We start from the raw sequence: 26,899 nt of genomic DNA, 5'->3' as shown, positions 1-26,899 counted from the left end.
TGCCCCGGGCAATCCGGCCCCGGGCGACGGCGAGAGCGGCCGGCTGCCGATGGCGTCGATCATGATCTTGTCGGAAAACGGCGGGGTCAACCGCCCGCGCCGCTTTTTCCATAGACGGCGGGGCGGGCGCCGAATCAAATTTCATTGAAGCGCAGGAGCGCCGTATCCGTTCGATCCGGCGCGTTTTCCTCACGCAAGCCGTTATCTGCCTGCGAGAACCTGATTTCGTGCTCCAGAAGCCAGCGTTTACGGTTGAGCCCGCCGGCATAGCCGGTGAGCGCGCCGCTCTTGCCCACGACGCGGTGGCACGGCACGACGATCTGGAACGGATTGTTGTGATTGGCGCTCCCCACGGCCCGCGCGGCCCTGGGATTGCCGACCCGTGCGGCCTGTCCGGCATAGGTGGCGGGACGTCCCGCCGGGATCTCGCGCAAGGCCGCCCAGGCGCGGTTCTGGAAATCGGTGCCGCCGAAAACAACCGGCAGCGTATCGATCGCGGCGAGATCGCCGGCGAAATACCGCTCGATCGCCGCCGCCACGGATGGCGGAGCGCCGCCGGGGCTCAGGCCGTAGCCGGCCCGGCCCAGCCGACGCCGGAGCAGGCGGTGAAGCCGCTCCTCGATATCCGCGTATTCACAGGCGTGAAGGCGTCCCCCGGCGTCGGAAACCAGCAGCAGGTCTCCGACGGGTGTTTCCATCCGGCCGCGTATCAGATCAATTCGCATCGTGAAAGATGATCCCGAGTGTGTGGCGCATTCCCGAGCGGATGCGGCTGACGCCGTGGCGCAGGTTGACGCGATAGGAGCCCTTCGCTCCCCGCACGGGCCTGTTATGGACCGCGAAAACCACGGCGTCTCCCTGCGCGAGCGGCACGACCTCGGCGCGGCTTTGCATCCGCGGACGCTGCTCCGTCAACACGAACTCGCCGCCGGTAAAATCCCGGCCGGGTTCGGACAGGAGAAAGGCCGCCTGAAGCGGAAAGGCGAGGTCGCCGTAAAGATCCTGATGCAGACAGTTGAAGTCGCCCGAAACATATTGCAACAGCAGCGGCGTCGGCCGATTCTGGCCCGCAGCGTGGCATTGTCCGAGAAAGCCGGCATGGTCTTCGGGATAACGCCGATCGACGCCCATGCGCTCGCACCAGTCGTTGGCGATGCCGGCGAGATGCGGATAGAGCGCGGTTCGCAAGCCGCCGACGACATCCGGCAGCGGATATTTGAAGTAGCGATACTCGCCCTTGCCGAAACCGTGCCGCGCCATGTGGACATGACTGCGGAAATGCCTCTCGTGCGGATAGAGCGCCGCGAGCCCGTCGCATTCTCCGGGTGACAGAACGCCTTTCAGCACCGCGCAGCCATGGTCGTTCATTTCTTGAGCGAAAGCGCTCCAGTCACGGCCGGCAAGCCGCCTGCCGGCGGCGGAGACGGCCTCTTGCGCCGGAATGCGGCCGCTCGCGGCGCTCATGCCTGCGTCTCCTTGTCGAGCAGGGCGCGCTTGCGCTCCACGCCCCAGCGATAACCGGAGAGCGCGCCGTCGTTGCGCACCACGCGGTGGCAGGGAATGGCCACGGCGATGTGGTTGGCGCCGCAAGCCTGCGCCACGGCGCGGAACGCCTTCGGCTCGCCGATGCGCCGCGCGATGTCGGCGTAGGAGACCGTCTGTCCCGCCGGCACCTGCCGCAGGGCCTGCCATACGCGCTGTTGAAACGCGGTGCCGCGGATGTCGAGCGGGAGATCGAGGCCGATCCGCGGCGCCTCGACGAAGCCGACCACCTGAGCGACGAGCTTTTCGAATCCCGCATCGCCGCCGATGATATTGGCTCGCGGGAAGCGGTCCTGAAGATCGCGCACCAGCGCATCCGGGTCGTCGCCGAGCGTGATGGCGCAAATGCCCTTGTCGCTTTGCGCCACAAGGATGGCCCCCAGCGAGCATTGCCCCACGGCAAAGCGGATGTCGGCGTTCCTGCCGCCGTTCCTGTAGGCGGTGGGCGTCATGCCAAGCACCTCGTTCGATTGCTCGTAAAAGCGGCTGTTGGCGTTGAAGCCTGCGCCGTAGATCGCGCCGGCGATGCTGTCGTCCCGCGCCAGAAGCTCGTCCCTGACCTTGCGCGCCCGGTGCGCCGCCGCCCAGCGCCTCGGTGTGAGTCCTGTGATCGCCTTGAATTGCCGATGAAAATGGAAACGACTCATACCCATCCGTTCGGCGAGATCATCGAGCTTCGGCAGCGCGTCGGAAGCCTCTATCAGCCGGCAGGCTTCCGCGACGATCGCCGCATTGGCCTGTGCGGGCGATTGTCCCGCGGGGTTGCAGCGCAAGCACGGTCGAAAACCCGCCGCTTCCGCATCGGCAAATGAGGCGTAAAAGGTGACGTTGGCGGGCTTCGCGGTGCGGGAAGGACAGGAGGGCCGGCAATAGACGCCCGTGGTCTTCACTGCATAGACGAACGCTCCGTCGGCATCCGCGTCGCGTGCGATCACGCTTTGCCAGCGCGGGTCCTGCTCTGTCAATACTCTTGCCTCAGACATGGCGTTTGCAGACATGGCGTTTGCGCCCCGGTCAATGATGTTGACGACAATATAATGCAGGGCGTCGGCGGGCTCACCCCGTTCCTTGCTTTCAAATTCGCGGTCGGGGCGGATTTCGGGAACAATGTCGGGAAGGCGACGTTGCTTCTTCCGTAGTCGTCCGAATTTGACGAGGAGGAAGGATCATGCCCGCGCGATCAAGAGCCCAGCAGAAAGCGGCCGGCGCCGCCCTCTCGGCGAAGCGCGACAGCCGCGAGAAGCGCCGGTTGAAGGGCGCATCGAAAGAGATGTTCGAGTCGATGACCGAAAAGGAACTGCGCGATCTGGCTTCGACAAAACACAAGGGGAAGCCCGAACACGTCTCCAAATCGTAGATCGGCCGCATTTCCAGCGCTGCCATGCGGATGGGCCGTGTGCGGGTGAAACCGCCGGGCCGGTTACTTGTTTTCGGCCTCGTCCTTGATGCCGGCGGCTACCTGCAATTTTCGCAAGATCCACAGAATGGCCACACCCAGCCCGGACGCCAGCAGGGCCAGCGGCCACAGCCCGAGGCCCGCCGAAAGGCCGATCGCGCCGGCAAGCCACATGCTGGCCCCGGTCGTGAGGCCCTTCACGTCGCCTCTGGAATAGACGACGACGCCCGCGGCCAGGAACGCGACGCCGGCCGTGACGGCCTCGACCAACCGGATCGGGTCCATGCGCGCGGCATCGCTCGACGAATGCAGTTCGTTCATCATTTCGAGCGTCACGATGCAGAGTATCGCCGCGGCCACGCCGATCAGCATGTTGGTGCGCAATCCGGCCTCGATCCGGTGAAGTTCCCGTTCGAGGCCGATCAGCCCGGAGAGGACCGCGGCTCCAAGCAGGCGCACGAACACGACCTCCAGCGGTATGGTCATCGACATCGACAACTCCTGAAGCAATGTTTCCTGCATGTCCTGTCCCTCGGAGCGGCCCGTCATGATCCATCCGGTACTGAACGCCGTGTGCGTGGCGAGTGTTCCCGTCCGGCGCGATTGCGTGAGCGGACGGGCCGGAATGGGAACAGTTTCGGCAGAGGGGCGTTACCGGGAGCATGGCAAGCACGGAGGCACACCATGGCGGACTCGACGGACGACCGGAATCCCCGGCCCGAGGAAAAGCAGGAGGTCCTGCCCGCGACCAGGACGCGCCCCGGAGGCGTGGGACGCACGGTGTTCTACATACTGGTGGCGAGCCTGATCCTGGTTGCGATCGCTTGGTTGGCGCTTGAAATGTGGGCATATGGCGGCGCGGCGGGATCTTGAGAAATGACGGCGGGTTTGGCGACGGGGGGCAGAAAGGTTACGCTGAAGAAAAGACAGTGGAAGAGGCCCGCACGATGAACAACCTGGACCTTGGCGTGGTCGGCAACAGCACCGTCGCGGCGCTTGTCGACAATCAGGCGAGCCTTGTCTGGATGTGCTATCCTCAGCTCGATGGCGATCCGGTGTTCCATTCCCTCCTCGGCACGGCCGCGCATGGCGGCGGTGCTTTCGACATCGCGCTCGAGGGGCTGAGCGCGAGCCGCCAGTCCTACGCCCACAACACCGCCATCCTCGAAACCGTGCTGGAATCGGAGGACGGCGGGCGCGTGCGCGTCACGGATTTCGTTCCGCGCTTCAGGAGCCGCGGCCGCATATATCGTCCCGCGATGGTGGTGCGCAGGATCGAGCCGCTCGCCGGCACGCCCCGCATCACGCTGCGCGTCCGCCCTTCGGGAGACTACGGGCGGCTGCCGGCGGAGGTGACGCGCGGCTCCAACCATGTCCGCTATATCGTCGGGCGGCAGGTGCTGCGCCTGACAACCGACGCCTCGCCCGGCCTGATCGTCAACGAGGTGCCTTTCATTCTGGAGCGCACGCTGACCTGCCTGCTGGGGCCGGACGAGATTCCCTCCGAGGCGCCGGGTATTCTCGGCGCGCGCTTTCACGACGAAACGGCGCGCTACTGGCGCGAATGGGTGCGCTATCTCGCCATTCCGTTCGAATGGCAGGACGTCGTCATCCGCGCCGCGATCACGCTGCGCCTGTGCGCGCTGGAGGAGACGGGCGGCATCGTCGCCGCGCTCACGACCTCGATCCCGGAATTCGGCGCGTCGGGCCGCACCTGGGATTACCGCTACTGCTGGCTGCGCGATTCCTTCTTCACGGTCCGCGCGCTCAACCGGCTCGGCGCCACCCTCACCATGGAAGACTATATCGGCTATGTCACCAATGTCGTGACGCGCAACGGCGAGCGCGAGTTGCAGCCGTTGTTCGGGCTCCAGTTCGAGGCACGGATACCGGAGGAAGTTATCGAGGGTCTGCCGGGCTACCGGGGTTACGGGCCGGTGCGGCATGGCAATGCCGCCTACATGCAGCACCAGAACGACGGCTACGGGTCCGTGATCCTGGCCATCGCGCAATGCTTCTTCGACGAGCGTCTCCAGCGTCGCGGCGACCTTGCCCTGTTCGAGCGGCTCGAGGCGCTCGGCCACCGGGCGGTGGCGGTATGGAACACGCCGGACGCCGGATTGTGGGAGTTTCGCGCGCTCGCCCATGTTCACACGCATTCGGCCGCGATGTGCTGGGCGGCCTGCGACCGGCTGGCGCGCATCGCGCTGAGGCTCGATCTCGCGGACCGCGCGGCGTTCTGGCGCGAGCACGCGGACGCCATCCGCGAGGAAATATTCGCGAATGCGTGGAACAATGAGCTGCCCAGCTTCGTTTCCTGCTTCGGTGGGAATGATGTCGATGCGAGCCTGCTGCTGCTCGCCGATATCGGACTCATACGCGCCGACGATCCACGTTTTCGCTCCACCGTCGAGGCCATCGGGCAGCGGCTGAAGCGCGGATCGCATCTTTTCCGCTATGCGGGCGAAGATGATTTCGGTGTACCCGAGACGGCGTTCACGATCTGCACGCTCTGGTACATCGAGGCCCTCGCCAAGATCGGGCGGGAAGGGGAAGCGCGCGCCCTGTTCAACGAGTTGCTCGGACGGCGCAACAGCCTCGGCCTGCTGTCGGAGGGCATTCATACGGAGACGGGAGAACTCTGGGGCAACTTCCCGCAGACCTATTCGATGGTGGGTCTCATCCACGCCGCGCTCTCGCTGTCGCGGAAATGGGAGGAAGCATTCTGAAGTGTTTTCGAGCAAAGAGGATAATGGATTGCTTGAAGAAAATGCGTCAATTCACTGAACTGAAGTATCGCGGCGTTCCATGGAATTGTCGAAATGCTTTGGAATGACGGGTCAGGGGGCGTTGTGAAACTGATCATTGTATCCAACAGGGTGACGGTGCCCGGCCGCAAGAGCCATGCCGCCGGGGGGCTGGCGGTCGCGCTCAACGATGTGCTCGCGAAGCGGCGCGGCATGTGGTTCGGCTGGAGCGGCAAGATCGGCCCCGAGCAGACACAGGCTACCTTGTCCGATGTCGGGGGTGTCACCTATGCCCTGTGCGATCTTTCCGAGGAAGATTACGCGGAGTATTACAGCGGCTTCGCCAACCGCGCCCTGTGGCCGCTACTGCACTATCGCCTCGACCTGACGGAATTCGCGCGCAAGGATCTCAACGGATACAGGCGCGTGAACAGCTATTTCGCCGATCTGCTGCTGCCGCACATCGCGCCCGACGATGTGATCTGGATCCACGACTATCACCTCATCCCGCTGGCGGAAGCGCTCCGGGCGCGGGGCGTCGCCAACAGGATCGGCTATTTCCAGCATATTCCGTGGCCATCGGTGGATGTTTTCCTGGCGTTGCCGAACCATGCGGAGATTGCGCGCGCGCTCACCGCCTGCGACCTCGTGGGTTTCCAGACGCGGCGGGACGCGGCCAACTTCGGCGACTATCTTGTCTCCGAAGCGGGGGCGACCTCGGACGATCACATGCACTACCGCGTCGGCGGCAACAGGCTGCGGGCGGGCGTATATCCCGTCGGCATCGACCGGACGGGTTTCGCGCGGGCCGCCGCGCGCGCGGCGCGAAGCCGTTTCGTGCGCGATGTCGAGGAGAGCTTCTCCGGCCGCGCGATGCTGCTCGGCGTCGACAGGCTGGACTATTCCAAGGGGCTCTCTCAACGTCTCGATGCTTTCGCGCGCCTGCTGGAGACCCATCCGGGATATCTGGACAAGGTGACTTTCCTGCAAATCACGCCCCGCAGCCGGGCCGACATTCCCGAATACGCGGCCATGCAGCGCGCGCTCGGGGAGACGGCGGGGCGGATCAACGGGCTCTATGGAAAAGCGTCCTGGACGCCGATCCGCTACATCAACCGCACGCACACGCGCGCGGAACTGGCCGGCCTCTATCGTCTGGCGAAGGTGGGGCTGGTCACGCCGCTGCGCGACGGCATGAATCTGGTCGCGAAGGAGTTCGTCGCCGCCCAGGACCCGGCCGACCCCGGCGTGCTCGTGCTGTCGCGTTTCGCCGGCGCGGCGACGGTGCTGAAAGGAGCGTTGCTGGTCAATCCCTATGATCTCGACGGTACGTCGAAGGCCATCGATCAGGCGCTCAAGATGCCGTTGGAGGAACGCGTCAATCGCTGGACGACCATGTGGGCGGGCGTGGGCGAAACGGATATATCGCAATGGGGCGAGCGTTTCCTCGCCGATCTGGAAAGCGCCGGCGAAGACGGTGATTCCGCAACCCGGCCGGACGGCGACATGCCGGTTGCCGAGGTTCTCGCTCCATCGGCGGTCGATGACCCCGGTGTCCTGTCCGCCGGCGCCCGGCGCGTCCGGTTGAAAACGCCGCGACGGGCGATCGGGCTTCCCGCGGCGTTTTCGTCATGCAGATAGCCGGCGGCAACCGGCCGGGGGAAGCGGCGGCGCCGCCTTCGTTCCCCGCGTGGGCCACCGACGCGCCGGTTCTGACCGCACTGGCGGAAAATCCGGCGCAATGGGCGCTGTTCCTCGATATCGACGGCACGCTTGTCGACATCGCGCTGACGCCCGATACGGTGGACGTGCCGGCCGGCCTGACGGACAGCCTCGCCGCCGTCATGAGGGGTCTGGGCGGCGCGATGGCGCTGGTGACGGGACGCGCGACGGATTTCGTCGACGGGCTGTTCCATCCGCATCGTTTCCCGCTCGCGGGCCTGCACGGCGCGCAGATGCGTCTTGCCGACGGCCGCAGGCGCGACAGCGAACCCGGCCCCGCGCTGCTGCGGGCGAAGGATATGCTGCGCGCGGGCGTGCGAAACTGGCCCGGCGTCCTTTTCGAGGACAAGGGAGCGGCGGTCGCGCTTCACTTCCGCCTCGCGCCGCAGCAGCAGGAGGCCGTCGAAAACCTGATGCGGGATGCCGCCGTGCTCGCCGGGCCGAAATGGGCGCTGCAACGCGGCAAGATGGTCATCGAACTGAAGCCGGCGGCGGCCGACAAGGGTGCGGCCTTGCGATCCTTCATGGATACCGGGCCGTTTCTTGGCCGGTGGCCGGTCGCGATCGGCGACGACCTCACCGACGAGGACATGTTCGCAACCGCGATCGCGCTCGGCGGGCAGGCGGTCAGAGTGGGAAAGGACGCCAGGCGATCGCTGGCCTCCGGCCGGCTGCAAACGCCCGCGCAATTGCGCGAGGCGCTTGCAGGCATCCGCGCCATGTGGGAAAAGGGCAGGCCGTCAATGGAGCGTGGCGGCGAATGGAACGGCGGGCATTCAGGATGAATACCGACGCTCATCCACCCTTCTTGTCCGGGCCTGAACTTTCCGCACCCCGAAGGACGGCGAAGCGAAAAGTGGATACGCTTTTCAGCATCATGATCCGACGAGGCGGCGCGGTTCGCGCGCGGCCTTGCTGACGGCAGGGAGGAGCGCCATGACGCCGTTTGCCCAACTCAGCCTGCTCGTTCGCTGCGCATTGGGTAACGAGCCCGATCCCGTCGCCGCCATCGCCGCCGCGGGCATCGATGGCAAGGCCGTGCTCCGCCTTGCCCTCCAGCACAGGATCGCGCCTTATCTCGCCGGTCTGGCGGCCGATCCCGCCATTGGCCCGGTTCTGCCGCGCGATCTTCGCGGTCTGCTCGCGACTGTCCGGGACGCCAATGCGGAAAGGAACGCGCGGCTGCTGCGGCAGGTCGAGGAAGCGCTGGCGTTGCTCAACCGCGCCGGCATCGAGCCTGTCCTCCTCAAGGGCGCTGCGCGGCTGGCCGACGGCGTTCATGACGATATCGCCGCCCGCTTCATGCAGGATCTCGATTTTCTCATTCCCCGGCAACGGCTGGAGGATGCGGCGCGGATTTTGCGGGCGGCCGGATACCGCCCTGTCGAGCCGGCCGATCCGAACGGACGCGAGCACCATCACCTGCCGGGCTTGTGGCATGAGCAGGTGGAGGCAAGCATCGAGCTTCATCGGGAGGTTGCCGGTTCCCGGTGGCGGCATCTGCTGCCCACGGATGATTTTATCATCCGATCGACCGCCATTCCGATCGGCGGTTGCGTGGCCCGTTTGCCTGCGCCGAGTGACAGCCTCGTCCATCTCGCCGTGCACGGCTTGCTCGCGCATGCGCGGCTGCTCAAGGGCAGCCTGCTGCTGTCGGAGGTGGTGGAGTGCGTGTTGCTGGTGCGTCGGGCGGGGAATGCGGCGCTGACGGAGGCGTCTGCCCGCGCATCGGAGGCGGGGGGCGGGCTGGCCTTTGCCGCTTTCCTGCATACCAGCGAACTGATCACCCACGAGCCTTTGCGGGTTGCGGGGCAGGTCGCGGGCGCGCAAGGCGTCGCCGGCCGCCTGCTGGGGCTGCGCGCGGTATGGCAGCAGGACAGCCGGATGCTGCGGATTGCGGGTTACGTTGCGTGGGCGGCCACGACATTGCGCCACAACCCGGATGTCCGGCAGCACTTTCCGGGGCGTCTGGCGCAGGCCGCGTTCTATGGCAAACGCTGGCAGGAAATCCGCAGCCTGCTTCGTCACTAGAGCAACTTGCGTTCAAGCCGACCCATCGGCTTGAACGCAAGTTGCGGTAAAATATGGAACTTAGAGCGGGATGGCGATTCAACCTGATCGCATCCCGCTCTAAGAGCAGTTTGCATTCAATTCGATGGATCGACCTGAACGCAAACTGCTTTAAACCGCGCGCCGAACCGTGTCGCGCCCGCTCAGTCTTCGACGCCGCCGGCCGTGGCCGCGGCGCGGGCGCTGGCGGGATCGAAGAGCAATGCCACGATCGGCGTTGCCGCCGCCATGTTCAGCATGATCTTCGCCGCCTCGCGGCGATCCAGCTCGGGGGCGCCGTTTTCGGTGGCGGGAGCGACTTCGGATTCATGGCCGTTTTCGGTGCGGGACGTCGACTTGTCAGTCATAATGTTCATCCTCCTCAGAAACACACGGAACGATGCTTGTCGATTTTGGTTGCGCATTGTTTTCGGAAAAGGCTATCCGCCTTCCGATATACTGATCTAAAAAATGAAATCGCTCGCCGTCAGATTGGTCACGCCGAGCAACAGCACCGAATTGACGCCGTCGAACTTGACGAGCGTATCGGCGCTGCCAATGGTGCTGATGGTCAGTGCCGCAAACGATGTGGCGTAGGCGCTGACATCGATCTTGTCCGCATCGCTCTTTCGGAAATCGTGTATCGTGTCCTGCCCGCTGCCGGGGCCGAAGATGAAGGTATCGGTCCCGCCGGCCGAGATGCCGGGACCATCGCCCCACAGATGGTCGTTGCCGGCGCCGCCGGTGAGCCTGTCATTGCCGAACACCAGTTCGTCGCCGGTCGAACTGCCGTTCGGCGGGGTGAACGCGCCTGCGTCGCCGTAGATGGTGTCGTTACCGTCGCCGCCGTCAAGAATGTCGCTGCCGAAAAACAGATATGGAATGACGTTGCCGCCCGCCAGATCGAGAGCGCCGACATCGCCGTAGATGACGTCGTTGCCCTTTCCGCCCCTGATGGTGTCGAAACCAAATTCGATCCATTGAAAGAACGTCGTGGCGTTCGTCAGGTTGAAGCCGCCCGTATCGCCGTAAAGAACGTCGTTTCCGTCATCGCCGTCGATCGTGTCGCCGCCGAAGTTCAATCTTCTGTTGGCCAGAAAGCCGTTCGTGACCTCGAATTCGCCGATATCCCCGTAGATGGTGTCGTCGCCCTTGCCGCCGTCGAGCAGGTCGCCGGGAAGGGAGCGCGCGGAAATGACGAAATTGCCGTCAGCGAAACGGAAAACGCCCGCGTCGCCGTAAATGGCGTCGTTCCCGTCGCCGCCGTGAATGGTGTCAGCGCCGAAGCCTTGAAGCCAGGGCGTCGAGAAATCTTCCGCGAAGCCGTAAACCGCCGCATCGCCGTAGAGATGGTCGTTACCCGAGCCCGACCAGATCGTATCGCTTTCCGTCCAGCCCACAGCCGTCACGTCCAGCGCATAATCCGGGATATCGTAGCGTGCCTGCCGCTGCGGATTGACCGTGAGATCGAGGATGTCGCTTCCCTCGCCGAGGTTGAACGTATGGAACGTGTTGACGAAACGCTGGGTCGTCTTGTCCTCGTTGACGCCTCCGTTGAACAGGAGATCGTAGATGATCGCGTCGTTCTTGTTGGTGGAATGATGATCCCCGTTAAGGATGCCGTCGCCATCATCCTGCAAGATGCCGCGATTGAGATTTCCCGTCGTTCGTTTGCCGGCGAGTGACGCAGTTTGCTGCGTGTTCCATATATTCGTGGCCCAGCCGCTTGTGATGGTTGCGCTTGTAACGAAACTGGTCATGCTGGCTTCCTCCTTGTGCTTCGGATTTCACCCGTGCTGCATCCTGCGCCATGTACGATGTGACATCCGCGAAATGCATGTTTAAGTGGAGCGAATAACTATCTGTGATTGTTTGTATTGGATTGAGAGTTGTGTGTGAAACTGATTAATTGAATTACGATTACTGAACATCTATCACATTCGCATTTGAGTGGCAAACGGATACGGATGTTGTATGCAAAAAGCATCGATGCGTCATCGTCATCACGCTGAATGTGTTGGTTTAGAACACCTTGCGCACCTGCGACATCGGTGTCGCCTCGAAAGCGCCGACCGCGCCGATTCCGGCAGTAAACCGCCGCGCGGGTTGCGCATGGAGGCGATGACGGTCCAGTCATGAAATCATGCTGGTCGAGGCGCTGCGCGTCATGTTCCGGGAAGGCTGCGAAGCCCCGCTGCGTCATCATCACGAGATCGCGGCCGGGGGCGCTCCTTCCGGGACGATGCTGCTGATGCCGGCGTGGATTCCGGGCCGCTATCTCGGCGTCAAGCTCGCCAATGTCTTTCCTGGCAACGGCGCGCGCGCCCTGCCGGCGGTGCAGGCGCTCTACATCCTGTGTTCCGGCGAAACCGGCGAAGTGCTGGCGACGCTCGACGGCAACGAGCTGACCGCGCGGCGCACCGTCGCGGCTTCGGCGCTTGCCGCCGCCTGTCTCGCGCGCCGCGACTCCGAAACGCTGTTGCTGGTCGGCGCCGGCCGGCTGGCGAAGCTGATGGCGCAGGCTCATGCGGCCGTGCGGCCGCTTCGTCATATCATGGTGTGGGGCAGGGACGCGGCCAAGGCCGCGGCACTCGCCGGGGAATTGCGCGATGCGTTCGCGCAGGTCTCGGTGGCGGACGACATCGCCTCCGCCATGGCCAGGGCCGACATCGTGAGCTGCATGACGCTGAGCCGCGAGCCGCTCGTCCATGGCGCATGGCTGCAACCCGGAACGCATCTCGATCTCGTCGGCGGTTTCCGCCCGGACATGCGCGAGACCGACGACGAGGCCGTCCGGCGCGCCAGCGTCTTCATCGATACGCCCGGCGCGATCCACGAGGCCGGCGACATCGCCGCGCCGCTCGCCACGGGGGCGCTGGCGCTCGACGACATCCGCGCCGACCTCGCGGCGCTGGTGAGGGCCGCCCATCCGGGCCGAACGGATGAAAAGGAAATCACGCTCTTCAAATCCGTGGGCGCGGCGCAGGAGGACCTTGCGGCGGCGATCCTCTGCTACGAGCGCGCGCTCGCCCGCCGGGAAGCCGCCTGAGCGGCCGCGCGTGCGGATCTTGGCGGCGCATGCCGATGATTGAAAACAGATCAAGCAATCACACAATGGGGAACTGTTTCATGAAACGCATTCTTGCTTCGGTATTCATCAGTCTTGCTGCACTCGGGGGAGGCGTGCAGGCCGAGCCGGTTCGCGGCGGGCGCGCCAATATCGTCATCCAGCCGGAGCCGCCCAGTCTGATGATCGGGCTGTTCCAGAACGCCACCACCCAGACCGTCGCGGGCAACATCTGCGAGGGCCTGCTGCGCTACGACACGAAACTCAACCCGCTGCCCTCGCTCGCCCGCAGTTGGACCGTTTCCGACGACGGCCTCACCTATACGTTCACTCTGGAGGAGGGCGTGAAGTGGCATGACGGTGCGCCCTTCACCGCGGCGGATGTGGTGTTCACGGCGGATGTGTTCCTGCGCGAGCGCCATCCCCGCTTCCGCGCGGTTCTCGCGCATGTCGAGTCGATCGCGGCGCCTGATGCGAACACCGTGGTCTTCAAGCTGAAATCGCCCTTCGGTCCCTTCCTGAACATCTTCGAGGTCGGCTCGATGCCGATCGTGCCCAGGCACATCTACGAAGGCACCGATTTCAACGCCAATCCGGCCAACAACACGCCGATCGGCACCGGCCCGTTCAAGTTCGGGGAATGGGTCAAGGGCTCCTACATCAAGCTCGTCAGGAACCCCGATTACTGGGACGAGGGCAAGCCTTATCTCGATGAAGTCTATTGGCACGTGATCCCGGACGCGGCGTCGCGCGCCGTCGCCTTCGAGACCGGCAAGGTCGACATCCTTCCCGGCGGCGCGGTGGAGAACTTCGACGTGCCGCGTCTGGCCGCGCTCGACAATACCTGCATCACCGAATCCGGCTGGGAGTTCTTCGGCCCGCAGTCCTGGGTGTGGTTGAACAACCGCCGCGGGCCGACCGCCAGCAAGGAATTCCGGCAGGCGATCATGTACGCCATCGACCGGGACTTCATCCGCGACGCCTTGTGGAGCGGCATCGGCAAGGTCTCCACCGGGCCTTTCGTGGCGTCGACTTCGGCGGCTGGGTCGACGATGTGCTGATGCGCGTGACCGAGTTCTTCCAGACCGTGCCGAGCTTCGCGCTGGCGATCGTGATCGTGGCGATGTTCCAGCCTTCCGTCGTGTCGATCACGCTGGCGATCGCCGTGGTCTCGTGGCCGCCCGTGGCGCGCCTCGTGCGCGGCGAGGTGCTGTCGCTGCGCCGGCGCGAATATGTCGAGGCCGCGATTCTTCAGGGGTTGTCCGCCCGCTCGATCATCCTGCGGCAGGTGCTGCCGAATGCGGTCTCGCCGATCATCGTGATGGCCTCGCTGATGGTGGCGAGCGCGATCCTGCTGGAAAGCTCGCTTTCGTTCCTGGGGCTGGGCGATCCGAACATGATGTCCTGGGGTACATGACCGGCGCCGCGCGCACGGTGATCCGAACCGCGTGGTGGCTGTCCTTTTTCCCCGGCGTGGCCATCGTCGTCACCGTGCTGGCGCTCAACCTCATCGGCGAGAGCCTCAACGATGCCTTCAACCCGCGCCTGTCGCGCCGCCGTTCGTGAGGGAGGCAAGCATGGAACCCGCTCTCGCCATCGAACATCTGACCATCGACCTGCCGGAAGGCGCCGATTTCAGGGCAGCGACATCACCCGCCTGACGGAGCCCGGATATCAGGCGCTTCGCGGCGCGGGCATCGCCATGATCTTTCAGGAGCCGATGACCGCGCTCAACCCGCTGATGCGGGTAGGCGCCCAGATCGCCGAGGTTTTCGAGGCGCACGGCCAGTTGACGCCCGCGGAGCGCGCATCCCGCGCCCTGCACCTGCTGCGCGAGGTCGGCATTCCCGATCCCGAGCGCGCGCAACATGCCTATCCCTTCCAGCTTTCCGGCGGCCAGCGTCAGCGCGTGGTCATCGCCATGGCGCTGGAGCCGAAGGTGCTGATCGCCGACGAGCCCACGACGGCGCTCGATGTGACGACGCAGGCGAAAATCCTGAAGTTGATCAAGGATTTGCAGACGCGGCACGGCATGGCGGTGATGTTCGTGACCCATGATTTCGGCGTGGTGGCCGAAATTGCCGATGATGTGGCGGTGATCGAACTGGGCGAACTCGTCGAATACGGCCCGGCGTCGAAGGTGCTGGCCAGTCCCGATCATCCCTATACGCGACGCCTGATCGACGCGATTCCGAAGATCGAGTTCCATCCCGCGCAGGCGCGGGAGGAGCCGTTGCTGCGCGTGCGGCATCTGGTGAAGACGTTTCACATCGGGGAGCGCGTGGTCAAGGCCAGCGATGACGTGTCCGTCGACGTGATGCGCGGCGAGACGCTGGGCATCGTGGGTGAATCCGGCTCCGGCAAGTCGACGCTGGGGCGGGCGATCGTGCAGCTCATGCAGAGGGGCAACTGGGCGTCATCACCGCCGCCGTGATGAAGCTTCATCCCCGCCCGGTCGAGCGCGTCGCGGCCATGGTCGCGATGGAGCGCCTCGACCGTGCGCCCGCGCTTCTGCATGCCATGCAGGATGCTTCCTCCGGGGCGGTCGTGGCTTTCGAGTTCATGCCGCGCAGCTTCATCGAGGGGCATTTCGCCGTCGCTCCCGGCGCGCGGGAGCCGTTCGAGCGGCCCTATCCGGTCAATCTCCTGATCGAGCTTGCGGCGACGCGGGCCGGCGGGCTGGAGGAAACGCTGGAGGAGGTTCTGACCGGCTGGATGGAGGCGGGCGAGGTGGCCGATGCCGTCATCGCCCGCAACGAGGCGCAGTGGCGCGCGATGTGGGCGCGGCGCGAGGCGGCGGCCGAAATCTCCTTCCGCAAGCATCCCGTGCTGGACACGGACATCGCGGTGCCGGTCGACCGGGTGGCGGATTATCTGCGCGACATCGAACCGCGCCTGCGCGCCATCGATCCCGATTGCGAGGTCATGTCCGTCGCCCATCTGGGCGACGGCAACATCCATTACACCTGCTATCCCTCGCGCGGGGAGAAGACGTTGCTCGCCGCGCTGCGCGCCGGGATCGACGCGCTGGCGCAGGAGATGAACGGCACCTTTTCCGCCGAGCATGGCGTGGGCCTGTCGAAGCTCGCGCCCATGGCGCGCCACAAGGACCCCGTGGCGCTGGACGTGATGCGCGCGATCAAGGCCGCGCTCGACCCGAAGGGCACTCTCAATCCCGGCAAGACCTTGCCTGAAAAGACGTTTCTCGACAAGGCCCAGCCCGGCAACAGAACGGAGACGACGGAATGAAGGCTGTTTTCGACCAGCGCCAGCGGCTGCACGATCCGCAGTTCCGATTGCAGGACGGCAAGGTCGTCGTGAACCCGGACCGGCCCGCGAGAGTGGACGAGTTGCTCAAGGGCGTCGCGAAGGCGGGCCTCGATCTGACCGCGGCGACGGATCACGGCATCGCGCCGCTGGCCGCCGTGCATACGCCGCGCTATCTGGACTACCTGCGCAGTATCCACGCGCGCCGCTCCGCCGAGGTCGCGGGGCTCGCCGAGGTCGTTCCCGGCCGCATCGCGCCCGCCCGCAACGTGTTCTATTCCGACGACACCGAGGCGCAGATCGGCTTTCACAACACCGACACCTCATGCCCGATCTCGGCCCATAGCTGGGATGCGATCTACTGGTCGGCACAGACCGCGCTCACGGGCGCGGATCTGATCCTCGCGGGGGAGCGCGCGGCCTATGCGCTGTCGCGGCCTTCCGGCCACCACGCCTATCGCGAGATTTCGGGCGGGTTCTGCTTTCTCAACAATGCGGGCATCGCGGCGCAATATCTGCTCGCGCACGGCCACCGTCCGGCCGTTCTCGACATCGACGTGCATCACGGCAACGGCACGCAGGACATTTTCTACGATCGCGACGACGTGCTGACGGTCTCGCTGCATGTCGATCCCGCGGGCTTCTATCCCTTCTACTCGGGCGGCGCGCAGGAATGCGGCGCGGAGCGCGGCGTGGGCTGCAACCTCAATCTGCCGCTGAAGCGGGGCGCGGGGGAGGCGGACTATCTGTCCGCGCTGAAGCGGGCGCTCGGCCGGATCGGCGCCTTCGGCGCGTCGGTCGTGGTGGTGGCGCTCGGCCTCGACGCGCATGAAGGCGATCCGTTCCAGGGGCTGAAGGTGACGACCGCCGGCTTCTCGCGCATCGCGCAGGCCGTCGCCGGTCTCGGCCTGCCGGTCCTGAACGTGCAGGAGGGCGGCTACATGCAGCCCGAGCTGGGTCACAACCTGGCGAGCTATCTGTCCGGCCTGCAAGGCGTCTGACCGTTCGCCCGCTTACCGATCACGGCGGCCCCGACGGGGCCGAACATGCAATGCCCTCCACCCCAACGCATGAGGCGATCATGACAATATCGGCAGAAACCCGCGTCGATCTGACGCGATTCTGGACAACCATCGAGCGCTCGGCGCAGATCGGCATCGGCCGTCCGGGCGGGCTGTCGCGGCTGACGCTCGGCGACGCCGACCGCGACATGCGCGACCAGTTCGTCGCGTGGTGCCGGGAGGCGGGTCTGAGCGTTACGGTGGATACGATGGGCAACATCTTCGGCCGCCGCGCCGGCCGGGACGACAGCCTGCCGCCGATCCTGATCGGCAGCCATCTGGACACCCAGATCAACGGCGGGCGCTTCGACGGCATCGTGGGCGTGCTGGCCGGGCTGGAGGTCGTTCGCACGCTCAACGACGCGGGACATACGACCCGCCGCCCGATCGTGGTCGTGGACTGGACGAACGAGGAAGGAGCGCGGTTCTCGCCGCCCATGGTCGCCTCGGGCTGCTTCGTCGGCCGCTACGCGCCGGACTGGTGCCACGATCTCGTCGCGGACGACGGCGCGCGTTTCGGCGACGAACTGGAGCGGATCGGCTACAAGGGCGACGTTGCGTGCGAGGCCGGCGCGATCGACGCCTATTTCGAGCTGCATATCGAACAGGGACCGATCCTCGACGCCGAGGGCAAGCAGGTCGGCTTGGTGACGGGCGGCTATCCCAGCTATGGCATGCGCGTGCGTTTCGACGGCGAAACGGCGCACACCGGCCCGACACCGATGGATCTGCGCCGCAATGCGCTGGTCGCGGGCGCGCGCTTCCTGACGGCTGTCGATGACATCGGCTGGGAATGCGCGGCGCTCGACGGCAAGGCCACCGGCTCGCGCCTCGCGGCATGGCCGAACAAGCCGGGCATTCTGTCGGAACGCGCGGAATGCGTGGCCGACGTGCGCCATCCCGACCCGGTCGCCGCCCGCGTCATGGCGGAGAGGGTGCGCCGGGCCGCGCAGGAGGCCGCGGCCAGGGCCGGCTGCACGGTGACGATGGAGGATGAATGGTTCTGGGGCGGCGACATCTTCGACGCCGGGCTCATCGCCCTGATCCGCGACGAAGCCGTCCGGCAGGGCTACGACTGGCGCGATATCCGCTCCCAGGCCGGCCACGACGCCTATCATCTGGCGATGCACTGTCCATCCGCGATGATCTTCACCCCTTGCAAGGGCGGCATCACCCACAATAACAGGGAAAGCTGCGACATCGAGGATTTCCGTGCCGACCTCAACATGCTGCTGCATGCGGCGGTGAGGCGGGCGGACCGCTGATCGCCGCGAGGGCGCTACAGGGAAGTCCGGTTCTGTTCCACCACCGCTTCCATCGATACGTAGCTCGACGTGTTGCCGACATGCGGCAGGACCGAAATCTTCTCCGCCATGGTGCGCCGGAAATCGGTCATGTCGCGCGAGCGGAGCTTGAGCAGATAGTCGAAGCCGCCGGCGATCATGTAGCACTCTTCTATTTCCGGTATGGCGCGGACGGCTTCGTTGAACTGCTCAAGGGCGCGCTGGCGCGTGTCGGTCAGGCGAACCTCGACGTAGGTCACATGGCTCAGCCCGAGCTTCAGTGGCGAGAGAATGGCGCGATAGCCGGTGATCAGGCCCATTTCCTCCATCTGCCTGATGCGAAGCGCAACCGGCGTCTTGGACAGCCCCACCTTGCGCGCCAGCTCCGTGATCGGGATGCGGGCGTTCGCGACGAGTTCCGCCAGGATCTTGTAATCGGTGCCGTCCAGGTTCACGGTCAATCTGAAAATCCGTCGAAAATAATGCCGATGGGCCATGGAAATATATGATAATGGACACATCGTCCACATCGATTGCGATATAAAAGGCTGATCGATAGGGAGATCGACATGAGCCACGTCAATCCGACCGTGTTCTCCACGCAAGCCAAGTTCCACGATGAAGCGGAGCTGCTGCGGGATCTGGCCGCGCAAGCGCAGCTCGACGCAGGCCGGCGGGAGGCGATCACGCGCCGGGCCGCCGATCTCGTGCGCCGCATCAGGCGCGAGGCGAAGCCGACGCTGATGGAGCATTTTCTGGCGGAATACGGCCTTTCCACGCGCGAGGGCGTGGCGCTGATGTGCCTTGCCGAGGCGATGCTTCGCGTTCCCGACCGCATGACCATCGACGCGCTGATCGAGGACAAGATCGCGCCGTCGGATTGGGGCCGGCATCTGGCCAAGGCGTCTTCCCCGCTGGTCAACGCCTCGACATGGGCGCTGATGCTGACGGGCAAGGTGCTGGACGACGACCAGCCGGGGATCGCGGGCACGCTGCGCGCCGCTGTCAGGCGTCTGGGCGAGCCGGTGATCCGCTCCGCGGTGGGGCGCGCGATGAAGGAAATGGGCCGGCAATTCGTGCTTGGCCAGACCATCGCGGATGCGCTGGAGCGGGCCAGAATCCGCGAGGATCAGGGTTTCACCTACAGCTATGACATGCTGGGCGAGGCGGCGATGACGGCGGAGGACGCCGCCCGTTACGCCGGGGATTACGGCGCCGCCATCGCCGCCATCGCGAAGGCGTGCGACAAGGGCTCGGTACGCGCCAATCCGGGCATCTCGATCAAGCTGTCGGCGCTGCATCCGCGCTACGAAGCGGCGCAGGAGGAGCGCGTGCTCGCCGAACTGGCGCCGGTCGTGCTGGATCTGGCGCGGCAGGCCAAGGCCGCCGGCATGGGCATGAACATCGACGCCGAGGAGCAGGACCGGCTCGTCCTCTCGCTGAAGGTGATCGAGGCGGTGTTGGCCGATCCCTCGCTCGCCGGCTGGGACGGCTTCGGCGTCGTGGTGCAGGCCTACGGCAAGCGGGCCGCATTGGCGATCGACCTGCTGCATGAAATCGCCTGCCGGCTCGACCGCCGCATCATGGTGCGTCTGGTCAAGGGCGCTTACTGGGATACCGAGATCAAGCGCGCGCAGGTGGAGGGGTTCCCCGGCTTTCCCCTGTTCACCAGCAAGGTCGCCACCGATGTCAGTTATATCGCCAACGCACGCAAGCTGATCGGCTATGCCGATCGCATCTATCCGCAGTTCGCCACCCATAACGCGCATACGGTGGCCGCCATTCTGGAGATGGCGAAAGGGGTCGATTTCGAGTTCCAGCGGCTGCATGGCATGGGCGAGCGGCTGCATGACATCGTGCTCGCGGAAACCGGGGGCCGCTGCCGCATCTACGCGCCCGTCGGCGCGCACCGCGATCTGCTCGCCTATCTCGTTCGCCGCCTGCTGGAAAACGGCGCCAACTCATCCTTCGTGCATCAGATCGTCGATGAATCCGTCAGCCCGGAAGACATCGCCCGCGATCCTTTCGCGGCGCTGGCGACGGCCCGGCCGCCCGCCGGGCTGGTCGCCCCGGATGCGCTGTTCGGCGAAAGCCGCAAGAATTCGGCGGGCTTCGACCTCAGCGACGAGGAGGTGCTGGCCCGGATCGAGGCGGCGCGCGACGTCGCCCTGCCGGACGCCCATCCGCTGACCGTTTCGGAACCGCACGGCACGATGCAGGATGTCGTCAACCCGGCGACCGGCGACAGGATTGCCGGCGTGCTGATGGCGGACGCCGAAACGGCCGCCCGCGCCATCGCCGACGCACGGGTCTGGGATGCGCCCGCGGCCGAGCGGGCGAAGATCCTGCGCCGCGCGGCGGATCTCTACGAGGCGCACTACGGGCCGATCTTCGGCATTCTCGGCCGGGAGGCGGGAAAATCCCTGCCCGATGCGGTGAGCGAGTTGCGCGAGGCGGCGGATTTCCTGCGCTATTACGCGGCCGAGGCGGAAGGGCGCGTCGCGGCGGAAGGGCGCGCCGATGCGGCGCGGGGCGTCATCGCGGCGATCAGCCCGTGGAACTTTCCGCTCGCCATCTTCACCGGCCAGATCGCGGCCGCCCTGGCGGCGGGCAACGCCGTCGTCGCCAAGCCGGCCGAGGCTACGCCGGTGATCGCCGCCTGCGCCGTGCGCCTGCTGCACGAGGCGGGCGTGCCCAGAGAGGCGCTGCAATTGCTGCCCGGCCGCGGCAGCGTGGTGGGCAGGGTCATCACCTCCGATCCCCGCATCGCCGGCGTGGTGTTCACCGGCTCGACCGATACCGCGCGGACCATCGCGCGCGCCATGGCGGACAATCTCGCGCCCGGCACGCCGCTGATCGCGGAAACCGGCGGTCTCAACGCCATGATCGTCGATTCCACCGCGCTGCCCGAACAGGCGGTGCGCGATATCGTCGCCTCCGCCTTCCGTTCGGCGGGCCAGCGCTGCTCGGCGCTGCGCTGCCTGTATGTGCAGGAAGATATCGCGCCGCATCTGATGACGATGATCAGCGGCGCGATGGACCAGTTGAGCGTCGGCGATCCGTGGTTGCTGTCCACCGATGTCGGCCCGGTCATCGACGCCGACGCGCAACGGGAAATCGCGGAGTACGTCACCGCCAACGGCGATCGCGTCCTGCACAGGCTGAAGGCGCCGGCGCAGGGATACTTCGTCCCGCCGACGATGCTGAAGGTCGGCGGCATCGCGGACCTCGCGCGCGAGATCTTCGGCCCCGTCCTGCATGTCGCGACGTTCAGGGGGCAGGATCTGGATCGGGTGATCGCGGATATCAACACGCGCGGCTTCGGCCTGACCTTCGGTCTTCATTCGCGGATCGACACGCGCGTGCAGCAGGTGGCGGATGCCGTTCACGCCGGCAACATCTATGTCAACCGCAACCAGATCGGTGCGGTTGTCGGCAGTCAGCCGTTCGGCGGCGAAGGTCTGTCGGGCACCGGGCCGAAGGCGGGAGGGCCGCTCTACCTGCCGCGCTTTCTCGCGTCCGCGCCGCCGGCGGTTCCGGCCGGCACTTGGCTGGCGAGGGCGGATGAAAACCGCCTCCGCGATCTTCTCGCCGGCTTCTCGCCGAAAAAGACCGGCGAACGGCTGATGCCCGGCCCCACGGGCGAACTGAACCGCCTGTCCTTCTACACGCGCGCGCCGCTGCTTTGCCTCGGCCCCGGCGCGGAAGCCGTCGAGGCGCAGGTTGCCGCCGTCGAGGCGCTCGGCGGTCATGCCGTCGGCGTCGAAGGCGAATTGCCGCCCGAGGCGCTGACCCGGCTTGCCGGTTTCTCGGCGGCGATATGGTGGGGCGATGAAGCGACCGGGCGCGCCCATGCCAATGCTCTGGCCGGCCGGGACGGCGAAATCGTTCCGCTGATCACGCGCATGCCCGATCCGGCTTATGTCTTGCACGAGCGTCATCTGTGCGTGGATACGACCGCCGCCGGTGGAAACGCCGCGCTGCTTGCGGGATGAACGAAGCCGGGCGGCGTTGCGCCCGGTTTTTCCAATGCCGCGCGTATCCTTCAGGCGTTACGCGACGACCAATGATATGCGCCCAGCGCTTTCCCGGCGATGGCATCGACCACGTTGTCGCCGAGCGCGTCGAGCATCTCCTCGTGCTCCCAGGTGGCAAGGTGGCTCTCATACCAATTGCCGTTCACGCTGCCCTGCGGCATTTCCCCGAGCGGGATCGAGATCAGGATGTCGTCGACCCATTCCTTGAGACGGGCAATCTGCGCCCTGGCCGCATCCTTCGGCATGTGCTCCATCACGTCGCCGGCAATGGCGAGCGTCGGGCGCGGCGAGATGGTACCGATATCGAGATGCAGCACGTCGGCGACGATGACCAGATCGTATTTCGACCGCAGATCGAACTGCGCGATGTAGGGAGCCCACACCTCGACGCCTGTCCAATGCGCGTGGAAATGCGGGCGCATCAGCTTCGCGTAAGTTCCCGCGCCGATACCGATATCGAGCACGCTCTCCGGCCGGATAGCGAGATATTTGTCGAGCATCCATTCCTTGTGTTCGGCGTATGAGTGCGGCATCTGTCGCTCCTGTCGTGGTCGTGTTCGCGGCTGAGTGAGTCCTCCGCCCGATCGTCAGCGATATCATAACGCCGCCGCCGAAAAGCACGGGAGCGTGGTATGGTGAGCGGCCGCGCAACTTTTATGGGCGCGGAAAGGAGGTGGCGATGGCCGAGGCGGCAACCCGGCAAGGTCGGATCTATCGTGATTTCAGCCGTGTCCTCGACTACGCGGCCTATGACGCGCTTCCCGACGACTGGCTGATCGGCGTCACCGATGTGGTCGATTCGACCGCCGCCATTGCGCGGGGCGCGTATCAGGAGGTGAATTTCGCCGGGGTGTCGATCATCGCCGCCGTTGGCAACCGGCTCGGCAGCTACGATTTTCCGTTCACCTTCGCCGGCGACGGCGCGGCCTTCGCGCTGCCGGGCGAGGCGCGGGCGGCTGCGACGCAGGCATTGGAGCAGGTCATCGCGTCTGCGAGCACGGACCTCCGCCTGACGCTTCGCGGAGGGCTGATTCCGCTGTCGGACATTCGCGCCGGCGGCCATGACGTCAGGATCGCGCGTTATGCGGTCTCCGATCAGGCCGTCTATTCCATGTTCGCGGGCGGCGGGTTGAAATGGGCCGAGACCGAACTGAAGCGGGGGCGATATGCGATCGCTCCGGCCGAGGGGGTGCCGAAGCCCGACCTCACCGGATTGTCATGCGAGTGGCTGCCGATCCCGAACCGTCGCGGGCTTATCCTGTCGCTGCTCGTGGAGCCATGCGAAAACACGGACGGCGAGACATTCGCCGCGCTGGCGCGGCAAGTGCTCGCGGTGTTCGACGCCGATCCCCGGGACGGACATCCGCTGCCGATGACCGTCCCGGCGTTGTCCGACAGCGGCAGGCGCGTCGATGTCGGAGAATGGCTCGAAATCGCCTCGCATTCCGATTTCAGGAAATACGACGACGTTCTGCGGCTGACGCTCGATTGCTCGCAGGAACAGGCGGATGCGGTGGAGGCCATGCTTCGGCGTGCTGCCGGGCAGGGGCTCGTCCGCTACGGCGCGCATCGCCAGACGCACGCCCTGATGACGTGTCTGGTGCCCTCCGTCAATCCGAAGGCGCACCTGCATTTTCTGGACGGCGTGGGCGGCGGATACGCGAAGGCCGCCGAAATGCTGAAGACGAGCGCGCGCCATCGTGAATGAGCTTATGACGGCCTAAAAGGATACGAAGCTTTTTTATTCGATGTGATATAGAAGTGATATAATAAAAATATAGAGATAATAAGGTTTACGCTTTCATTCTCTTTCCGAATAATGCAGGAAGTCCCCATGCTTGCGTTGCATTCATGCAACGTATCAAGGAAAAGCCGTTCGGCATGCGACGGGAGACGGCTTTTATCGAAGTCGTTCGGCGCCGATGTATCATTCCGAAAACGCTGGCAGATTTCAGTACGGTTTCCGTCATGCACGCCGGCGAGTGCGCCTGGCATCCTGGAATAGATCTAAATCATTGTCATTGAAGCGGAATTTTTGTGAGCCTATGGTTCGCGCACTGGTGTTCCCACACGGTGACAGCGTGTCGGCGCCGTCCATGAGCGGTTCTGCGCTGGTCCGATGGTACGATCACGTTTTTCTTCCCCGTCTTTTCGGTTGACATGCGGCCCCGACGATCGGGCGCCGGTGCGTGGCGTGTCGGCGCCTGCGCGGGTTTGGGCTGCGAGGCTGTCATGACATGGGATTTGCACGGCCTGTTCATCCGGCATGCGCGCGACATCAACCGCTTCCTGCGCCGACGCGGGCATAGCGCGGAGACGGCCGAGGATCTCACGCAGGACACGTTCGCGCGCGTGCTCGCCTCGCCGCCGCCGGAAGCGGGCGCCAACCACAATCCGCGGGCGTATCTCTATCAGGTGTCGCGCAACCTGAGTATCAATCACCGGCGCAGGGAAAGCCTGCTGCGGATTGCGGACCCGCAAGAGGGCGAGATCGATCGGATGACCGATCCGTCACCGTCCGCCGAGGCGATCGTGTATTCGCGCCAGTGCCTTGCCCAGGTCGAAAACGCCCTTGCCGAACTGCCCGAGCGGACGCGGAAAGCTTTCGAGATGCATCGTCTGGATGGCCGCACCATCGCGGAGGTGGCGGCGGAACTGGGCCTGTCGACCGGCAGAACCTGGGGGCTCATCAGGGAAGCCTACCGGCATGTTCTGGCGCGGGTCGAGGGCTCCTGAATTTTTTCCGCCGGGTGAATATCGACGCTGCTCGTTTGTAATAGAAGGATAGGCGCGAGTCGCCGCCCTCCGGCTGCGGCCTGTCGAGGGAGCACGGATGAGCGGAGCAGGGCAGGGAGAAGACGAGGACCGTCTGACGGACGAAGCTATCGATCTCGTAATCCGTCTGCAAAACGATCCCGGCAATCCCGTTGCGGTCGAGATGGTGCGGGTGTGGCGGGCGCGCAGCCCTGCGCACCGGCGCGCGTGGGCGCGCGTGTCCGCCATTCACGGCGCGGCTGGCGAGGTGCTGACCAATCGCCGCAAGATGGCCCGGCGCGAGAATCAGGGGTTGACCCGGCGCAATCTCGTGGCCGGCGGCGGGCTGGCGCTCGGCGCCGTGGCTGCGGGCTACGCGTTGCTGCCGCAGGCGCTGATCCGCGCCCGCGCCGATTTCGTCACCGGCACGGGAGAAATCCGCCAGGTGGCGCTCCCCGACGGCAGCGCGGCGACGCTCGGCCCGGACAGCGCATTGTCCGTCGATTTTTCGGCTGCCCGCAGGAAGATCGAACTGCTGTCGGGCATGGCTTACTTCGAGGTGGCGCCGGATGCGGCAAGGCCCTTCGTCGTCGCGTCCGGCGATTTCACGGCGACGGCGCTGGGCACGGCTTACGACGTTTCGAGCGATGCCGGCTTCGTCACCGTCTCCGTCGATCGCGGTGTGGTGGAGGCGCGCGCGCCCGGCGGATCGCTGGCGGCGGGAGCGCGGCTGGAGGTCGGCGACTGGCTGATGTTCGACCGCTCTTCCCGCGATGTGGAACGCGGCCGGCGCGATGCCGACCAGATCGCATCCTGGCGCGACAACTTCATCGTCGCCGAGAAAGAGGCTGTGTCGGCGCTTGTCGCGCGCATCGGCCGCTGGCTTCCCGGCCGGGTCGTGGTGGCCGATCCGTTCGTCGGCGAGCGCCGCGTGAGCGGCATCTTCGATCTCAACGATCCCATGCGCGCGCTCGAGGCGGTCGTGCATCCCACCGGCGCGCGCGTGCGCCGGGTGTCTTCCCTGCTGACCGTCATTTCGCCTTTCTGAAAAAGTTTCCGCGTGCGGTGAAAATTCCGTCGCCCCGATTGTATCAGCTACAGGGGCACGCACGATCAGAGGTTCACGCGCTGCGAGCCCCGCCTTCACAATCGGAGCTGGAGCAGGTCGAACATGGGACAGGGGAGCAGGGCGCTTGGGACTGAAACGCTTGGGACTGAAGCGCTTGGGACTGAAGCGCTTGGGACCGGAGCGCTTGGGACCGGAGCGCTTGGGGCTGAGGTGCGGGGGATCCGGCCGCCCGCGTCGGGCCGGATTGCCGGCCGGCGGTTCGGCTCCCGCTGGGCGGAGGTCATCTTCACCGCCCAGCCTTTGCTGCCCGTGGCGCAGGAGTTCTACGCCGACATGAAATCGCGCCTCGCGTCTCATGGCCGGACGCCGGATCAGCTTCACATTCTGCCCGGCCTCATGCCCATCGTCGCGGAAACCGAGGCGGAAGCGCGCGATCTGCTCGCCGCCCGGCAGGCGGGGCAGGACGGTTCCGCGAAGCGGATGAGCGAGATGGTCGGCTTCGACCTGTCGGCATTGCCGCAGGACGAGCCCATCCCGCCTTCCGTTCTGCCAGAGCGGGGCACGACCAACGGCATGCGCGGCCGCGCGGATCTCTATCTCGATCTCATCCGCCGGCATGGCCTGACGCCCCGTCAGGTGCTGGCGCAGAATGCCCATCTCGCCTTCGCCGGCACGCCTCTGCAAACGGCCGACCTCATCACCGAATGGTTCGCCGGCCACGCCTGCGACGGTTTCACGCTGATGTGGCCGAGCATCGCCGCCAACAGGCTCTTCGTGGACAAGGTGGTTCCCCTCTTGCAGGAACGGGGCCTTTACAGAACCGCCTATCGGGGCAACACCCTGCGCGAGCATTTCGGCTTCTCGCGCCCGCCGGGCCGCCGCGGCTGATAGGCGGGCGCGAGCCG

General features: G+C 65.6%; 24 protein-coding genes and 2 pseudogenes. 18 read left to right on the top strand and 8 right to left on the bottom strand.

What is annotated here, in order from left to right; all coding sequences use genetic code 11:
* Window positions 1–134: 134 nt before the first annotated feature.
* Genes ACOYJQ_RS08650 through ada form a run of 3 tightly spaced genes read right to left on the bottom strand, consistent with a single transcriptional unit; the run spans window position 135 to window position 2,540 of the window.
* On the bottom strand, window positions 135–698 hold the full coding sequence (locus tag ACOYJQ_RS08650; RefSeq protein ID WP_433457686.1) for a methylated-DNA--[protein]-cysteine S-methyltransferase: 564 nt from the start codon (window positions 696–698) through the stop codon (window positions 135–137).
* A 16-nt stretch (window positions 699–714) separates the two neighbouring features.
* Window positions 715–1,464 carry a 2OG-Fe(II) oxygenase gene (locus ACOYJQ_RS08645; RefSeq protein WP_433457684.1) on the bottom strand — a complete coding sequence of 250 codons (750 nt, stop codon included), beginning with the start codon at window positions 1,462–1,464 and terminating at the stop codon, window positions 715–717.
* A complete protein-coding gene (gene ada, locus ACOYJQ_RS08640) occupies window positions 1,461–2,540 on the bottom strand; it encodes a bifunctional DNA-binding transcriptional regulator/O6-methylguanine-DNA methyltransferase Ada (protein ID WP_433457683.1) in 1,080 nt (359 codons plus the stop codon). The genes ACOYJQ_RS08645 and ada overlap by 4 nt, the downstream gene beginning before the upstream one ends.
* 170 nt (window positions 2,541–2,710) lie before the next feature.
* Between ada and ACOYJQ_RS08635 the strand changes: the two genes are divergently transcribed.
* Window positions 2,711–2,899, top strand: coding sequence for a DUF3008 family protein (locus ACOYJQ_RS08635; protein WP_433457681.1), 189 nt, complete (start codon window positions 2,711–2,713; stop codon window positions 2,897–2,899).
* 63 nt (window positions 2,900–2,962) lie between these two features.
* On the opposite strand, the gene ACOYJQ_RS08630 is transcribed toward ACOYJQ_RS08635, so the two are convergent.
* The gene (locus tag ACOYJQ_RS08630) at window positions 2,963–3,460 is read right to left on the bottom strand and encodes an MgtC/SapB family protein (protein WP_433457856.1); all 498 of its coding nucleotides are present in this window, start codon (window positions 3,458–3,460) and stop codon (window positions 2,963–2,965) included.
* A gap of 162 nt (window positions 3,461–3,622) precedes the next feature.
* On the opposite strand from ACOYJQ_RS08630, the gene ACOYJQ_RS08625 reads away from it, so the two are divergent.
* The 5 genes from ACOYJQ_RS08625 (at window position 3,623) to ACOYJQ_RS08605 (ending at window position 9,438) form a co-directional block, all read left to right on the top strand.
* A complete protein-coding gene (locus tag ACOYJQ_RS08625) occupies window positions 3,623–3,811 on the top strand; it encodes a hypothetical protein (protein ID WP_433457680.1) in 189 nt (62 codons plus the stop codon).
* Between the two features lie 74 nt (window positions 3,812–3,885).
* A complete protein-coding gene (locus tag ACOYJQ_RS08620; RefSeq protein ID WP_433457678.1) occupies window positions 3,886–5,667 on the top strand; it encodes a glycoside hydrolase family 15 protein in 1,782 nt (593 codons plus the stop codon).
* Window positions 5,668–5,760: 93 nt separating this feature from the next.
* The gene (locus ACOYJQ_RS08615; protein ID WP_433457676.1) at window positions 5,761–7,326 is read left to right on the top strand and encodes an alpha,alpha-trehalose-phosphate synthase (UDP-forming); all 1,566 of its coding nucleotides are present in this window, start codon (window positions 5,761–5,763) and stop codon (window positions 7,324–7,326) included.
* Window positions 7,317–8,192 (top strand): trehalose-phosphatase, encoded by an 876-nt coding sequence (otsB, locus tag ACOYJQ_RS08610; RefSeq protein ID WP_433457674.1) that lies wholly within the window; start codon window positions 7,317–7,319, stop codon window positions 8,190–8,192. Before ACOYJQ_RS08615 ends, otsB begins: the two co-directional genes overlap by 10 nt.
* 151 nt (window positions 8,193–8,343) lie before the next feature.
* Complete coding sequence (locus tag ACOYJQ_RS08605) at window positions 8,344–9,438, top strand: nucleotidyltransferase domain-containing protein (RefSeq protein WP_433457672.1); 1,095 nt, start codon at window positions 8,344–8,346, stop codon at window positions 9,436–9,438.
* 182 nt (window positions 9,439–9,620) lie between these two features.
* Here the strand turns inward: ACOYJQ_RS08605 and ACOYJQ_RS08600 are convergent, their stop codons facing one another.
* Entirely contained in the window at window positions 9,621–9,824 is a 204-nt protein-coding gene (locus tag ACOYJQ_RS08600; RefSeq protein WP_433457670.1) for a hypothetical protein, read from the bottom strand.
* A 96-nt stretch (window positions 9,825–9,920) separates the two neighbouring features.
* Entirely contained in the window at window positions 9,921–11,216 is a 1,296-nt protein-coding gene (locus ACOYJQ_RS08595) for a calcium-binding protein (protein WP_433457668.1), read from the bottom strand.
* Window positions 11,217–11,599: 383 nt separating this feature from the next.
* On the opposite strand from ACOYJQ_RS08595, the gene ACOYJQ_RS08590 reads away from it, so the two are divergent.
* From ACOYJQ_RS08590 to ACOYJQ_RS08560, 7 genes and pseudogenes are all read left to right on the top strand, one after another.
* Entirely contained in the window at window positions 11,600–12,505 is a 906-nt protein-coding gene (locus tag ACOYJQ_RS08590) for an ornithine cyclodeaminase family protein (RefSeq protein WP_433457666.1), read from the top strand.
* 80 nt (window positions 12,506–12,585) lie between these two features.
* Window positions 12,586–13,545, top strand: a pseudogene (locus ACOYJQ_RS08585) (ABC transporter substrate-binding protein); the annotation flags it as partial.
* 11 nt (window positions 13,546–13,556) lie between these two features.
* Window positions 13,557–14,089: pseudogene (locus ACOYJQ_RS08580) on the top strand (ABC transporter permease); the annotation flags it as partial.
* Window positions 14,052–14,957, top strand: coding sequence for an ATP-binding cassette domain-containing protein (locus tag ACOYJQ_RS08575; RefSeq protein WP_433457665.1), 906 nt, complete (start codon window positions 14,052–14,054; stop codon window positions 14,955–14,957). The pseudogene ACOYJQ_RS08580 and the gene ACOYJQ_RS08575, both read left to right, overlap by 38 nt.
* Window positions 14,957–15,772 carry an FAD-binding oxidoreductase gene (locus tag ACOYJQ_RS08570; RefSeq protein WP_433457663.1) on the top strand — a complete coding sequence of 272 codons (816 nt, stop codon included), beginning with the start codon at window positions 14,957–14,959 and terminating at the stop codon, window positions 15,770–15,772. The genes ACOYJQ_RS08575 and ACOYJQ_RS08570 overlap by 1 nt, the downstream gene beginning before the upstream one ends.
* Window positions 15,769–16,791 carry a histone deacetylase family protein gene (locus ACOYJQ_RS08565; protein ID WP_433457662.1) on the top strand — a complete coding sequence of 341 codons (1,023 nt, stop codon included), beginning with the start codon at window positions 15,769–15,771 and terminating at the stop codon, window positions 16,789–16,791. The genes ACOYJQ_RS08570 and ACOYJQ_RS08565 overlap by 4 nt, the downstream gene beginning before the upstream one ends.
* Before the next feature lie 80 nt (window positions 16,792–16,871).
* Complete coding sequence (locus ACOYJQ_RS08560) at window positions 16,872–18,116, top strand: Zn-dependent hydrolase (protein ID WP_433457661.1); 1,245 nt, start codon at window positions 16,872–16,874, stop codon at window positions 18,114–18,116.
* Between the two features lie 14 nt (window positions 18,117–18,130).
* Here the strand turns inward: ACOYJQ_RS08560 and ACOYJQ_RS08555 are convergent, their stop codons facing one another.
* Window positions 18,131–18,589, bottom strand: coding sequence for an Lrp/AsnC family transcriptional regulator (locus ACOYJQ_RS08555; RefSeq protein ID WP_433457855.1), 459 nt, complete (start codon window positions 18,587–18,589; stop codon window positions 18,131–18,133).
* Between the two features lie 114 nt (window positions 18,590–18,703).
* Between ACOYJQ_RS08555 and putA the strand changes: the two genes are divergently transcribed.
* Window positions 18,704–22,129 (top strand): bifunctional proline dehydrogenase/L-glutamate gamma-semialdehyde dehydrogenase PutA, encoded by a 3,426-nt coding sequence (gene putA / locus ACOYJQ_RS08550; protein WP_433457660.1) that lies wholly within the window; start codon window positions 18,704–18,706, stop codon window positions 22,127–22,129.
* 50 nt (window positions 22,130–22,179) lie between these two features.
* Here the strand turns inward: putA and ACOYJQ_RS08545 are convergent, their stop codons facing one another.
* Complete coding sequence (locus tag ACOYJQ_RS08545) at window positions 22,180–22,704, bottom strand: class I SAM-dependent methyltransferase (protein ID WP_433457658.1); 525 nt, start codon at window positions 22,702–22,704, stop codon at window positions 22,180–22,182.
* A gap of 146 nt (window positions 22,705–22,850) precedes the next feature.
* On the opposite strand from ACOYJQ_RS08545, the gene ACOYJQ_RS08540 reads away from it, so the two are divergent.
* The 4 genes from ACOYJQ_RS08540 to ACOYJQ_RS08525 all read left to right on the top strand — a co-directional run bounded on the left by ACOYJQ_RS08540 (window position 22,851) and on the right by ACOYJQ_RS08525 (window position 26,882).
* A complete protein-coding gene (locus ACOYJQ_RS08540) occupies window positions 22,851–23,879 on the top strand; it encodes a DUF3095 family protein (RefSeq protein WP_433457656.1) in 1,029 nt (342 codons plus the stop codon).
* A gap of 524 nt (window positions 23,880–24,403) precedes the next feature.
* A complete protein-coding gene (locus tag ACOYJQ_RS08535) occupies window positions 24,404–24,907 on the top strand; it encodes an RNA polymerase sigma factor (protein ID WP_433457654.1) in 504 nt (167 codons plus the stop codon).
* A 97-nt stretch (window positions 24,908–25,004) separates the two neighbouring features.
* The gene (locus ACOYJQ_RS08530) at window positions 25,005–25,973 is read left to right on the top strand and encodes a FecR family protein (protein WP_433457652.1); all 969 of its coding nucleotides are present in this window, start codon (window positions 25,005–25,007) and stop codon (window positions 25,971–25,973) included.
* A gap of 231 nt (window positions 25,974–26,204) precedes the next feature.
* The gene (locus tag ACOYJQ_RS08525; protein WP_433457650.1) at window positions 26,205–26,882 is read left to right on the top strand and encodes a hypothetical protein; all 678 of its coding nucleotides are present in this window, start codon (window positions 26,205–26,207) and stop codon (window positions 26,880–26,882) included.
* Window positions 26,883–26,899: the final 17 nt, after the last annotated feature.

This window comes from Pseudochelatococcus sp., assembly GCF_050946405.1.
In the GTDB taxonomy this organism is placed as follows: domain Bacteria; phylum Pseudomonadota; class Alphaproteobacteria; order Rhizobiales; family Beijerinckiaceae; genus Pseudochelatococcus.
The sequence above is the reverse complement of the archived record's forward strand: the minus strand, read 5'-3'. Positions and strand labels throughout refer to the sequence as shown.

Bases quoted from the DNA above. Each gene is read 5' to 3' on its own strand.
- ACOYJQ_RS08545 (WP_433457658.1), bottom strand. From the start codon at position 22,704: ATGCCGCACTCATACGCCGAACACAAGGAATGGATGCTCGACAAATAT.
- ACOYJQ_RS08630 (WP_433457856.1), bottom strand. From the start codon at position 3,460: ATGCAGGAAACATTGCTTCAGGAGTTGTCGATGTCGATGACCATACCG.
- ACOYJQ_RS08605 (WP_433457672.1), top strand. From the start codon at position 8,344: ATGACGCCGTTTGCCCAACTCAGCCTGCTCGTTCGCTGCGCATTGGGT.
- ACOYJQ_RS08560 (WP_433457661.1), top strand. From the start codon at position 16,872: ATGACAATATCGGCAGAAACCCGCGTCGATCTGACGCGATTCTGGACA.
- ada (WP_433457683.1), bottom strand. From the start codon at position 2,540: ATGTCTGCAAACGCCATGTCTGAGGCAAGAGTATTGACAGAGCAGGAC.
- ACOYJQ_RS08590 (WP_433457666.1), top strand. From the start codon at position 11,600: ATGCTGGTCGAGGCGCTGCGCGTCATGTTCCGGGAAGGCTGCGAAGCC.
- ACOYJQ_RS08650 (WP_433457686.1), bottom strand. From the start codon at position 698: ATGGAAACACCCGTCGGAGACCTGCTGCTGGTTTCCGACGCCGGGGGA.
- ACOYJQ_RS08615 (WP_433457676.1), top strand. From the start codon at position 5,761: ATGCTTTGGAATGACGGGTCAGGGGGCGTTGTGAAACTGATCATTGTA.
- ACOYJQ_RS08530 (WP_433457652.1), top strand. From the start codon at position 25,005: ATGAGCGGAGCAGGGCAGGGAGAAGACGAGGACCGTCTGACGGACGAA.
- ACOYJQ_RS08600 (WP_433457670.1), bottom strand. From the start codon at position 9,824: ATGACTGACAAGTCGACGTCCCGCACCGAAAACGGCCATGAATCCGAA.
- ACOYJQ_RS08535 (WP_433457654.1), top strand. From the start codon at position 24,404: ATGACATGGGATTTGCACGGCCTGTTCATCCGGCATGCGCGCGACATC.
- ACOYJQ_RS08540 (WP_433457656.1), top strand. From the start codon at position 22,851: ATGGCCGAGGCGGCAACCCGGCAAGGTCGGATCTATCGTGATTTCAGC.
- otsB (WP_433457674.1), top strand. From the start codon at position 7,317: ATGCAGATAGCCGGCGGCAACCGGCCGGGGGAAGCGGCGGCGCCGCCT.
- ACOYJQ_RS08575 (WP_433457665.1), top strand. From the start codon at position 14,052: ATGCCTTCAACCCGCGCCTGTCGCGCCGCCGTTCGTGAGGGAGGCAAG.
- ACOYJQ_RS08565 (WP_433457662.1), top strand. From the start codon at position 15,769: ATGAAGGCTGTTTTCGACCAGCGCCAGCGGCTGCACGATCCGCAGTTC.
- ACOYJQ_RS08645 (WP_433457684.1), bottom strand. From the start codon at position 1,464: ATGAGCGCCGCGAGCGGCCGCATTCCGGCGCAAGAGGCCGTCTCCGCC.
- ACOYJQ_RS08635 (WP_433457681.1), top strand. From the start codon at position 2,711: ATGCCCGCGCGATCAAGAGCCCAGCAGAAAGCGGCCGGCGCCGCCCTC.
- ACOYJQ_RS08595 (WP_433457668.1), bottom strand. From the start codon at position 11,216: ATGACCAGTTTCGTTACAAGCGCAACCATCACAAGCGGCTGGGCCACG.
- ACOYJQ_RS08620 (WP_433457678.1), top strand. From the start codon at position 3,886: ATGAACAACCTGGACCTTGGCGTGGTCGGCAACAGCACCGTCGCGGCG.
- putA (WP_433457660.1), top strand. From the start codon at position 18,704: ATGAGCCACGTCAATCCGACCGTGTTCTCCACGCAAGCCAAGTTCCAC.
- ACOYJQ_RS08625 (WP_433457680.1), top strand. From the start codon at position 3,623: ATGGCGGACTCGACGGACGACCGGAATCCCCGGCCCGAGGAAAAGCAG.
- ACOYJQ_RS08570 (WP_433457663.1), top strand. From the start codon at position 14,957: ATGAAGCTTCATCCCCGCCCGGTCGAGCGCGTCGCGGCCATGGTCGCG.